Origin of the sequence: Rickettsia africae ESF-5 (assembly GCF_000023005.1) — a bacterium.
GTDB classification, from domain to species: Bacteria; Pseudomonadota; Alphaproteobacteria; order Rickettsiales; family Rickettsiaceae; genus Rickettsia; species Rickettsia rickettsii.
The window spans coordinates 411,157-422,512 of record NC_012633.1; the positions used below are offsets into that span (position 1 = coordinate 411,157).

Here is an 11,356-nt window from a genome sequence, read left to right on the forward strand (position 1 = left end):
ATTAAAAGATAGTGTTGTAATTTAATTATAAATTTAGTATAATCTGCTGTTTGTTTAAGGTTGGTATGATTAATTTAGGGGATAAGCAGTCTACTATAGTTGTCGCAATGTCAGGCGGGGTTGATAGTTCGGCGGTTGCCGCAATGCTGCATGAACAAGGACATAATGTTATAGGTATTACCTTGCAGCTATATGATCACGGTATGGCAGTAGGGAAGAAAAATGCCTGTTGTGCCGGTCAGGATATTTACGATGCTAAAATGGTAGCAAATAAGCTAGGTATTCCCCATTACGTACTTGATTATGAGAGCAAATTTAAAGAGTCGGTAATAGATAATTTCGTCGATAGCTATTTACAAGGTGAAACACCGCTTCCATGTGTGCAATGTAATAAATCGGTAAAGTTCAGGGATCTAATTAAAACGGCTAGAGAGCTTGGAGCAGATAAGCTTGCTACCGGTCATTACGTACGAAAAATAAACGGTGATAACGGAGCGGAATTACATACAGGGCTTGATCCAGCAAAAGATCAAAGTTATTTTTTATTTACGACAACTAAAGAGCAATTAGAATATTTACGTTTCCCTCTAGGAGGGCTTACTAAGGATGAAACACGAAAGCTTGCTAGTAAATTTGGGCTTGAGGTAGCAGATAAGCCCGACAGCCAAGATATTTGTTTCATACCTGACGGAAATTATAAGAGCGTAATAAATAAAATACGTCCAAATAGCAGTGAAAGCGGTAAAATTATTCATGTAAACGGGTTTGAGCTAGGAGAGCATAGCGGTATAATTAACTACACCATAGGGCAACGTCGTGGTCTTGGTATAGCTTATAATGAGCCTTTATATGTAGTAAAGATTGATCCTAAGGACAATGTAGTATATGTAGGACCGGAGTCCGCATTAAACGTGCAGGAATTTATCATTAGAGATGTGAATTGGCTTGCAGATGAGATTAAAGATAACGAAAAGTTAGAAGTAGCAGTTAAAATTCGCTCGACAAGACCGCCGCGTCTAGCCGAAATAAGTAAATTCGGTGATGATAAAATGAAAGTAAAATTTTTATGCGAAGAAAAAGCCGTTGCCCCTGGGCAAGCATGCGTTATTTATGCCGGTGCAAGAGTACTTGGCGGCGGATGGATTACTAGAGAGATAAGGTAATTGTGTCATTGCGAGGAGCGAAGCGACGTGGCAATCTAGTTAGACCTTCTGAGATTGCCACGCTCCTTTTAGTCGCTCGCAATGAGACACAATTCACAAAAAAATAAGCTCACTAAAACAGGAGAAACTAATGAGTTTTTTAAGGAAGAAAAGTTTTGAATCAGTAAAAGAGATAGGCAGTTCAAGCGGTCTTAGCAAGACACTTGGAGCATTCGATTTAATATTACTGGGTCTTGGTGCGATGATCGGCACAGGTGTATTCGTCGTTACCGGTATAATTGCTGCTAAATATTCAGGACCTGCGGTAATGTTATCTTATGTGATTGCAGGTATTACCTGTATCTTTGTAGCGCTTGTTTATACTGAACTTGCTGCAATGCTTCCGACATCAGGCAGTATTTACACTTATTCCTATGTAGCATTTGGCGAAGTATTTGCTTGGATGATCGGTAGTGTTATAATATTAGAACTTGGTGTTGCTGCAGGAATAGTAGCTGCAGGCTGGTCGGGCTACGTACAAGGAATACTAGCAGCAGGTGGAATCAATTTACCGAAAGAATTAACTACTGTACCGACAAACGGCGGTATAATAAATTTACCGGCATTTTTAATCTCGGGATTTATTGGATTTATTTTATATTTAGGTACTAAAGATAGTAAGAGACTAAATGCAATTTTAGTTTTCATAAAAATGACTGCAATATTTGTATTTATACTCGCTGCTGCCCCTCATTTTGATGCTACTAACTGGAGTAATTTTATGCCTTTCGGTTTTAGTAATGTTTTAGTAGGTGCGTCTATTTTATTCTTAGCTTTTACGGGTTTTGGAACGATTGCAACCGCAGCTGAGGAGTGTAAAAACCCAAAACGCGATATAATGATCGGTATTATTGGCTCACTTGTTCTAACTACTATAGTTTATGTAACAATGGCAGGGCTTGTGACCGGTATTGCACCTTTTGATCAGTTAAATAACGATCAACCGCTTGCTTATGCTTTAACTATCAATAATAGCAAGATCGGCTCTGCTATTGTTGCAACCGGAGCAGTTTGCGGTATGATGACGGTGTTGATGATGAATATTTACGGTACTTCTCGTATTTTTTATGCTATTGCACGTGACGGTTTACTACCGAAAAGTTTTGCAAAGCTGCACCCAAAATATGATAGTCCGTATATTACGATTATAATATTTGCTTCTTTAGCCGCTATCCTTGGAGGATTTTGTTCTACGGAATTATTAACGCAATTAACTTCAATGGGAGCTCTTATTGATTATATAACCGTTACAATAATAGTGGTATTATTTAGGGTCACGCTACCTGATGCTCAAAGACCTTTTAGATGTCCTTTAGTATTTATTATCGTACCGTTTATTTTAATTGCTTGTGCATATTTACTATTTATTCAAATATATGACGGTGAATTTAATCTATTAACCGCAGGTCGTGCATTAATATATTGGTTTATTACAATATTTGTTTTATATATTATAAGATCGTTTTTTATGCAAAAAGAGCAGAATTAAGAGGGGGATATCCGTCATTGCGAGCGAACGTAGAGAGCATGGCAATCTCATGAAGTAGTACAAAATTCCTGAGATTGCCAAGTCAAGGCTTTGCCTCTCCTCGCAATGACGAGTTAGTAGTATCCACGCAACAAAACAAAATTAACCAAATGACTGAAAAACTGCAACCACTCCGAGGAATGAAAGATCTCTTGCCGGATGATTATAAAGTTCACGACTATATAATTAACAAAGCAAGAGATGTTGGAGTATTGTACGGCTATAAACAAATGAGTACTCCTCTTGTGGAGTATACTAAAGTCTTTAACCGTTCGATGGGTGAAAGCTCTGACGTAATCAGCAAAGAAATCTATAGTTTTTTAGATAAAAGCAATGATTTCGTAGCATTACGACCTGAATTTACAGCATGTATTATAAGAAGCCTCATCTCAAACAGATTACAACATAAATTACCATTAAAGTTTTTCTCTACCGGTCCTGTTTTTCGTTATGATAGACCGCAAGCAGGGCGTCAAAGACAATTTCACCAACTAAATTATGAGTATATCGGTGCTAAAGGAGCAATTACTGATGCTGATACTTTGAAGTTAGCTGTTGATATATTAAAAGCACTCGAAATAGAGCAGGATACTACCTTAGAGCTTAACTCTCTTGGATGTAATGAATCAAGAAGCGTTTATCAGCAAAAATTAGTAGAATATCTAAATGATTTTAAAGATCAATTATCAGAAGAAAGCAAAATAAGGTTATCCAAAAATCCAATGCGGATACTTGATTCTAAAAGTGAGACTGATCAGAAAATAATAGCAAACGCACCGGTTTTATCTGAATATTACACTGATGAATCCAAAGAATATTTTGAGGAGTTAATACAGTATCTAGATATTTTAGGTATGAAATATAGCATAAATCCACGCTTGGTTAGAGGGCTTGATTATTATTGCCATACTGCTTTTGAATTCACTACAAAAAAGTTAGGGAGCCAATCTACTATTCTAGCTGGTGGACGTTATGACGGGCTTGCTAAAATCATGGGTAATAACGATGATGTGCCGGCTATCGGTTTTGCTGCCGGTATTGAGCGAATTGCTTTAATGCGGGAATATAATATATCTGAAGTTAAGCCGGTATTTGTATTACCTATAGGCAAAAATAATATTTGCTATGCTTTAGAAATTGTAGATAAATTGCGAACAGAAAATATTGCTATTATCATAGAATCTCTAGGTAAAATAGCTAAAAGAATGCAACGCATTTTTAATGAAAATGCTCAATTTATTATTTTTATAGGTGATGAAGAGCAGGCGAATAATAACTTAAAAATTAAAGACTTAAAAAAAGCAGAAGAATATATAGTAGATTTTGCAAAAGCTCTTGAGCTATTGAAGAAATAAGATTTTTTATTGTTATACCGTGAACCTTCCATGGTATCCATCAAAACTAACTTTAAGTAATAAGCATTTATGACTCTTGCCACAAGCTCGGCATTGCCCGCATGGCTCTTATTTTATGCCTGCATAGGTCTTGTTGTGTGGATACTGAAGGTCGTCATTGCAAGGAAAAACTGTAAGTTTTGACGAAGCAATTCAGTAAAAATTCTGATTTACAGAATTTTTTTATTATTGTTTTGGACTGTCACGCAGTCTGCGACTGCTCGTAATGACAGGACGGTATCTATGCAACAACGCCTTCGCTGGAATGACATAAAACGAGCCATGCAACAAGATCTGCAGTTGTTCACAATGGCGATTAGGTGTCTATACAATAACACCATTTAACTACGACATCTAAAAATATGATTATTATAAACGATTTAGCCATGAGTTATGGTACAAGAAATACTATTTACCGATGTAAATTTGCATATTAAAAACAATAAACGATATGGTGTAGTAGGTGCCAACGGAGCAGGTCAAACAACTTTTTTCAAAGTCTTAACTAAGGAAGAAGAGCCAGCTTTCGGTGAGATTAACATACCAAAAAACTCCAAAATAGGTTGTTTAAAACAAGATCAGTTTCTTTAATGACGGTTATACTTCTGAAATTTTTGCAGCTAGCTTGCTTGTAGGTCTTGGAATAGCCAAAAAATACCATTATGAGCCGCTTTCTGTGTTGTCAGAAGGTTATAAACTTTCGTGTATTACTCGTACAAAGTCTATTTAATAATCCCGATATTTTACTACTCGATGAACCGACAAACCATCTTGATATAGAGTCAAGAGAAGCTCTTAAAAAATCGCTAATTGATTTTGATGGTACGGTAATATTAGTAACGTACGATCGGAATTATTCCTCTTTCCCATAGGAAAAAGATTGTTGATTTTAAAGGTAAATTAAAATCAACAATCTTTATGATGATTATATTGAGAAATACGGCAACGATTATTTAAGTTCTACTACAAAATTATCCTAAGTTTTAGGTATTGCTCATGAAATATAGATATCGTCATTGCGAGCAGCCATAGGCTGCGTAGCAATCTCGTCAAATATCCTGAGATTGCTTCGTCAATTGCTATGCAATTTCCTCGCAATGACAATAAAAATCGAGTCATACAACAAAGCAGAATCTTAAAGTTAATCACTCCACATTATAAAACTCCAAATGATGACCGCTAATAAACTTTTTTATTTCAGCATGGTTACCATACTCATCAACATTTAATAATAACCCTTGTTCATTAAAATATAATATATTCGTAAATAATCAGTCATCACAGTCCCACTTAGCTTTAAAAGCATTTTCTTTAATAAGTTTAACTCCGGTTACTCCGTGTTTGTGATATATTATTCCTTTTTTTAAAGCAGAAACAAAAGAGGTAACTTTACTTTTATCAAAGGTGTTATAGATTTTTTTAGACATTGTACCGTAACAATCACATCCTCTATATTTGCCAAGAAATTTATCCGTACCTTTTGTTACTTCCTGATTATCAATTTTAATTTGACCTTCTTTAGGAATATTCCAAGAATTATTATTGAAGTTGGTAATCTTGTGAGTGGCTAGATAAAATTCATGTTTCTTTTTTAGTTGATAATATTGATTGTTGGTTTTTGTTAATTTTTTTATTGGAAATGCTGTTATAAAAAGCCATGTATTCATAGCCATCATATATTGATGAATAGAAAGGAACTAAGGTATTTGTTTTATTATATCTAACGTCTTATAAGAAATTTCATATGGATTAGTTAACATTTCTAGAATGTATTGTATATATTCTACCGGCACATATTTGTATTAAGTCATTAGTTTTATCACATTTGCCTTGTATTCTATAATTAGACCATAAATGATAGGCTGTTGTTGGATGTGTAGGTAGAAGCACAAAAGCATGTTCATAACATTTAGTGGACATATCATAGTTCCTGGTTTCTTCATAAACACGCCCTGTTCTATAATACCACTGGGCTAAAACCTGATTTTCAGTGTGAGTATTTAACGAAAAAATAGATTCTTCAAGTAAAGCTTTGACCCCTTCAAAATTTTTATTTTCCATTAATAAATCAGAGAATTGACCTGACAAATCTAAGTTGGATTTTATATACGGTACTAGTGCTTGGGTAATTTGAAGCTTAGATTCCGGTTCAATAAGCTTTAGTACGGGGAGTAGATATTCTGCACATTTGCTATATTGTTCAACTTCTTTTGCAAAGTAATTAAAATATAGATTTATTGCTGCAATTATACATTTAAATATCTCTTTAGTAGCTTCATTGTGTCTATTTAATATACTACATTGAAAGGTAAGACTCATTATTTGAATTTTGGTTAGCGTATCAGGTGGTATAGAAATGATTTTATCCGGCATCCATTTTATGAGTTCACCATCTAATTGATATTCAAAAAAGCCTGGTATTATTTTATAATTTTTCAACAATTCATGATTTGTGTAACTTTCATATGGATAATTAGGCATTAATTTATGTATTAGTGAATGCTTAATTTCTGTAACTTTCTTGCTACTTACTGTAGATTTTTCACTATTTAAATATCCAAATATATAATGCATTACTTCTATAGCGGCACCAACAGTTGGTATAGATGAAAAGTTTTTATCCATTTCTACTACATCAAGACCGGAAAAGTTTTTTCTAAAATTTCTTATGTTACTTTCTGATAATATATTGAGGGTGTTATAAACCGTTATAATATCAAGCTTAAAAGTAATTGAAGGTTCTGCATTGTTCATGAATATAATTTAGTATTAGTTGGGCTTAAGAACTGCTACAATGTGATAGGAAAGGTTTAAAATTTTACATAGAATTATTATTAAAAACTTACAGTGTATGAACTTTTTATTACTGGATTCCTGCTTCTAGCTAGGAATGACATCGAGAGGCTCAATTAACTCACAAAGCAATTCTTTCTAAGTAATGTCTATTCAAACCCAAATCCAGTAAAATATTTATGAAAATATCCGGTATCATGCCCTATCATTTTAACTTTATCATAATAATAAGGTGATTTAGATTCACGATATATAGTTGTGCCGTCATCCATATAGTAAATAGAATAAGATGGAAGGCCATAAGGTCTAAAAAAAGTGTCTTTACTTAATAACTTTAGGAGCTTTATCGGATTTTTGTATATTTTCTGATTTCAGCATATTAATTTTATTAATAAATGATTGTTTTATTAATATATAATTTTTATATATTATCACAAGAATAATTATAATAGCTATCTACAGAACCTAGAAATTCAGATTTATCAATTGCAGTATTATATTCATAAGGATATTCTAAATATTTTTGCAATTTTAAAGTATTTTTTTGAAACAATGGGTAATTATTTGATTGTTCGTGCTTTGATAAATTGAAATATTTTCTCGCCAAGAATTTCTTATCTTGAACATTATTAAAAGCTTTGATTTTTGAATATCTGTCTTGTTGTTTTTCTTGTAAAAAATAATCTTCATAGTCCTTATAATTCTTTGGAAGATTTAATATAAATCTAGCATATTGTTCTAACTGAAAGTTAGTTAACCAAGTAAATATAGAATATAAATTTGCTCTATAGTCCGAAGAAAAAATAATAGCAACTTCTGATTGCTTTATCTCTTCTTTTTGCTCTCTCAATAACGTTATTAGATCATATAAATAACTCTTTATTAAAATGTTTTTTATTTTCGTGAGTTTGAATGATTATATCATCAAACAGCTCAGTTTCTAATTCATCTGAGGTAAATAATTGTTTGTATTTTGTATTTATTAAGCCATGGAACAAAAGCTATAGATTTAAGTTTTTTTAAATATTGAATTAATTTTATGTGCAACTTTAGATTAAATTTAAGAGCGGCATTTTATATGAAAAATTGACATGAGTCAAGAGATATTAAATTAATGGTTTCAAAATATGTGTCACCTCGTGATTTATTCACAGAATCCAGTTAAAAATACTAATGATATTAGTATTTTTAGTTGTTTTCTGGATACTGTGGTCAAGCCACGGTATGACACTGAAGTGTTTTTCAAAAGCCATACTAAATTGATGACTAAAATTTTTCACATAACCTAATGACAAAAATAAAATATGAATATATTATTTAATTTTAGAATAATTTAAATAATATATATTCAATGAGTGCAGATACTAATATTAGCGATGGTTTAGAAGTCATTACGCAAGATCATTTATCGATTTTTTCTTTAATAAGCTCCTCCGACATTATCGGTAAGTCAGTTATGCTGATGTTGCTTATTGCCTCTATTTGGTCATGGGCTATTATTTTGGATAAAATATTTAAGCTAGTGCAAGTGCAGAAAAGTATGCGGGCATTTGAAAATGTGTTTTGGTCCGGTGGAGTATTAGAACAATTATATGAAAGCATAAAGAGGTCGGTTAATAATCCGCTAGCTTTAATTTTTGTCTCAGCTATGGATGAGTGTAAAAGCTTAAGCACTAAAGGGCTTTCTGAAGGCTTAAAAAACAACCATAAAGAGCGTATAACGGGTGCAATGTACTTAGCTCAAAATAGGGAAGTCGAAAAGCTCGAGAAAAATTTAAGCTTCTTGGCAACTGTTGGATCAAGTGCTCCTTTCGTAGGTTTATTCGGTACCGTTTGGGGGATTATGCATAGCTTCCAATCGATTGCTACTTCAAAAAATACTTCTCTTGCCGTAGTAGCTCCCGGAATTGCTGAGGCGTTACTTGCAACTGCGATAGGCTTATTTGCAGCTATTCCGGCAGTAATTTTTTATAATTATCTGATTTCCCGTATTACTCTTATCAATAATAAGATTGAAGATTTTATTAGTGAGTTAAACTCTATACTTTCTAAGGCAATTGATCAGGAGAAAATGTAATGGCTATAAAGCTTGCCGGAAGTAATAGAAAAAGTAAAAGAGCGGTAGTTAGTGAAATTAACGTTACGCCGCTTGTTGACGTGATGCTTGTGCTATTAATTATTTTTATGATTACTTCTCCAATGCTTGTGTCAGGAGTAAACGTGGATTTGCCTGAGACAAATTCAAGCCCGATTTCAGGTCAGGATGAGCCTTTGGTTGTTACGATCAATAATAAAGGCAAAATTTTCTTACTTGAAATTCCAATAGAAAGAATGCATTTAACCGACAAGCTTGCAAGTATCACTAAAGAAAAAAAGGATGCTAGAATTTTTGTAAGAGGCGATAGGAATGTTTCTTATGGGCAGGTAGTGGAGATAGTTGCCGAAATTCATGCTGCCGGCTTTTCTCGTGTAGCTCTTATTTCAAATATTAAAAATAATGAAAAGTAATCAAAATAAGGATAATTTTACGGTTTCCCTTAGCTTCTCTATTGTTCTGCACTTACTTCTTTTATATTTTTTTCTATTCGGTATGCCGTCACTTTTTGAAAAATTACCGGAAGAGCAAACTATAACTTTTGAAATGTTACCTGTTAGCAATAAATCAAATATTATCACTCAGACAAAGCAAAAAGAAGCCCCTATAGAAAACGAAGACGCTAAAAAATCTGAGCAGAGTAAGCAAAAAGAAGAACCGCAAGATTTGTCTAAAGAAGAAAAAACAAAAGAGCCTGAGGCTAAAACAATGGAAGCAAAGCCTAAAATAGAAGAGAAAAAACCTATAGAAGAACCAAAGTCTGAAGAAGCAAAAGAAGCGTTACCTGAGAAGAAAGAAGAAGTAAAGGAAGAAAAACCTAAAGAAGAAGAAAAAAAACAAGCAGAAGAAAAGAAGAAGCCCGAAGAAAAGAAAGAGGAAACGAAACCGGCTGAGAAACCTAAAGATGTGAAGAAAAAAGAGCCTAAAACCGATGAGCTTGATTCTTTGCTGAAGCATTTAGAGCAATCTTCAGAAGGGGATAATGTAAAATCCAATAAGCATCAAAGGTCAAAAAAAGCTGATAATGCACAAGAAGCTAAAGGGGTTTATACGGATGGGCTGCCTCTTTCCGATAGTGAAACATCTTTGATAAAAAGACAGATTGAAAGACATTGGAGTAATGTACCGGCAGGAGTTAGAGGTAATAATAAGGTAAAAGTCATTATTAGTATTACGCTAGATAAAGCAGGTAATGTTGAGCAGGCAAAGGTTAACAAAAAAATCTGTCCTAATATTCCGGCTAGTGTTTGTGAAGCTTTGGCAGATAATGCCATTAGAGCGGTATGGCAAGCAAGCCCTATCGAAAACCTTGACTCTGCACGCTTTAACCATTGGAAAGAGATGAATTTTAGCTTTGATCCAAGTAAATTGTAGGTTGGGTATTGCCTGCGTGGATACCACCCCGTCATTACGAGCAGTCGTAGACTGCATGGCAATCTCATGAAATAATAACAAACTCCTGAGATTGCTTCATCAATTATTTCATAATTTCCTCGCAATGACTATTTTCGAGCCACGTAGGCAAGCCTTTTGCAGGAATGACATTAAGAACCATGCAATAATTAAAAAATATTATTCATCATGTTCGTGGTGATCACCGATTAATTCAAGCCCCATATCTTTTGGCTCATTATTGAAACAACAGTAGCAGCAATAACCAAACAAGAATAATAAGGTTGCTTCCATTAAAAATAGGGTCAAAGCAGCATTACTAGAGCTTGCTAACTCATATTCTGAAGGTAATAAATCTGTAGGGATCTTTGTTCATAAAACTTAGTTATTATGTTTACTATTTGTAAATAAAAAAACTCTATAACTTTGTCTATTAGAATTACATTTATTGCACAAAGTTTTAAGAGCAGGATAAGTAAATAATAATACATGGCATAAATTTAGACCGAAATGAACTATCACAGAGCATAAATATTTTGCCTGTTTTATAATATGCATAACCATAGAAAAAACCGCATATAGTGCTTAAAGCTATATATTCTGCCTTGAAAATATGTAATCCCAAATATTAAAGATGCTATAATAACAGCTAAAATCTGCTGTTCTGGTAAAAGATTTTGTAATGTTCTTTTTAAAAAACCCTCGAAAGAATACTTCCTAAGCCATACAGACGAAAAAGAAATATTGTTGTAATGAGAAAAATGTAGGTGATAGAGTTAAGAATGACATATAAACCTTTGTAAAAAACTATTTTTAATATATAGTTATTTTTTAGCATTAAAAATAGAAAATTTATTAAATATAGAGATTTTTAATAAATAATAATTGAAAATATAAAAGATAATCATCAAAAAAAACAATAAAATAATATATAATATATATATGGGACGAT

12 protein-coding genes are annotated in these 11,356 nt (G+C 33.2%); 7 read left to right on the forward strand and 5 right to left on the reverse strand.

Features of this window, described 5'->3' with window-relative positions; all coding sequences use genetic code 11:
- Window positions 1-65 precede the first annotated feature (65 nt).
- The 4 genes from mnmA (at window position 66) to RAF_RS02150 (ending at window position 4,715) form a co-directional block, all read left to right on the forward strand.
- The gene (mnmA, locus tag RAF_RS02135; RefSeq protein ID WP_012719564.1) at window positions 66-1,163 is read left to right on the forward strand and encodes a tRNA 2-thiouridine(34) synthase MnmA; all 1,098 of its coding nucleotides are present in this window, start codon (window positions 66-68) and stop codon (window positions 1,161-1,163) included.
- A 130-nt stretch (window positions 1,164-1,293) separates the two neighbouring features.
- Window positions 1,294-2,691: an amino acid permease gene (locus tag RAF_RS02140; RefSeq protein ID WP_012719565.1), complete on the forward strand. Its 1,398-nt coding sequence runs from the start codon at window positions 1,294-1,296 to the stop codon at window positions 2,689-2,691.
- Window positions 2,692-2,840: 149 nt separating this feature from the next.
- A complete protein-coding gene (gene hisS, locus RAF_RS02145; protein WP_012719566.1) occupies window positions 2,841-4,085 on the forward strand; it encodes a histidine--tRNA ligase in 1,245 nt (414 codons plus the stop codon).
- A gap of 432 nt (window positions 4,086-4,517) precedes the next feature.
- Window positions 4,518-4,715, forward strand: coding sequence for an ATP-binding cassette domain-containing protein (locus RAF_RS02150; RefSeq protein WP_004996141.1), 198 nt, complete (start codon window positions 4,518-4,520; stop codon window positions 4,713-4,715).
- Between the two features lie 680 nt (window positions 4,716-5,395).
- Here RAF_RS02150 and RAF_RS09260 read toward each other — a convergent pair.
- The 4 genes from RAF_RS09260 to RAF_RS09715 all read right to left on the reverse strand — a co-directional run bounded on the left by RAF_RS09260 (window position 5,396) and on the right by RAF_RS09715 (window position 7,767).
- The gene (locus tag RAF_RS09260; RefSeq protein WP_012719568.1) at window positions 5,396-5,800 is read right to left on the reverse strand and encodes a hypothetical protein; all 405 of its coding nucleotides are present in this window, start codon (window positions 5,798-5,800) and stop codon (window positions 5,396-5,398) included.
- A 73-nt stretch (window positions 5,801-5,873) separates the two neighbouring features.
- On the reverse strand, window positions 5,874-6,878 hold the full coding sequence (locus tag RAF_RS02160) for a tetratricopeptide repeat protein (RefSeq protein ID WP_012719569.1): 1,005 nt from the start codon (window positions 6,876-6,878) through the stop codon (window positions 5,874-5,876).
- Window positions 6,879-7,066: 188 nt separating this feature from the next.
- Entirely contained in the window at window positions 7,067-7,189 is a 123-nt protein-coding gene (locus RAF_RS10295) for a hypothetical protein (protein ID WP_268738933.1), read from the reverse strand.
- A gap of 149 nt (window positions 7,190-7,338) precedes the next feature.
- Complete coding sequence (locus tag RAF_RS09715; RefSeq protein WP_012719570.1) at window positions 7,339-7,767, reverse strand: hypothetical protein; 429 nt, start codon at window positions 7,765-7,767, stop codon at window positions 7,339-7,341.
- A 501-nt stretch (window positions 7,768-8,268) separates the two neighbouring features.
- Here RAF_RS09715 and tolQ point away from each other — a divergent pair.
- The 3 genes from tolQ to RAF_RS02185 are packed head-to-tail and all read left to right on the forward strand — an operon-like array spanning window position 8,269 to window position 10,386.
- Complete coding sequence (gene tolQ / locus RAF_RS02175; protein ID WP_004996137.1) at window positions 8,269-8,994, forward strand: protein TolQ; 726 nt, start codon at window positions 8,269-8,271, stop codon at window positions 8,992-8,994.
- Window positions 8,994-9,425: a protein TolR gene (gene tolR, locus RAF_RS02180; RefSeq protein WP_012719571.1), complete on the forward strand. Its 432-nt coding sequence runs from the start codon at window positions 8,994-8,996 to the stop codon at window positions 9,423-9,425. The genes tolQ and tolR overlap by 1 nt, the downstream gene beginning before the upstream one ends.
- Window positions 9,415-10,386 carry an energy transducer TonB gene (locus tag RAF_RS02185; RefSeq protein ID WP_012719572.1) on the forward strand — a complete coding sequence of 324 codons (972 nt, stop codon included), beginning with the start codon at window positions 9,415-9,417 and terminating at the stop codon, window positions 10,384-10,386. Before tolR ends, RAF_RS02185 begins: the two co-directional genes overlap by 11 nt.
- 198 nt (window positions 10,387-10,584) lie before the next feature.
- On the opposite strand, the gene RAF_RS10525 is transcribed toward RAF_RS02185, so the two are convergent.
- On the reverse strand, window positions 10,585-10,770 hold the full coding sequence (locus tag RAF_RS10525) for a hypothetical protein (protein WP_083762093.1): 186 nt from the start codon (window positions 10,768-10,770) through the stop codon (window positions 10,585-10,587).
- Window positions 10,771-11,356: the final 586 nt, after the last annotated feature.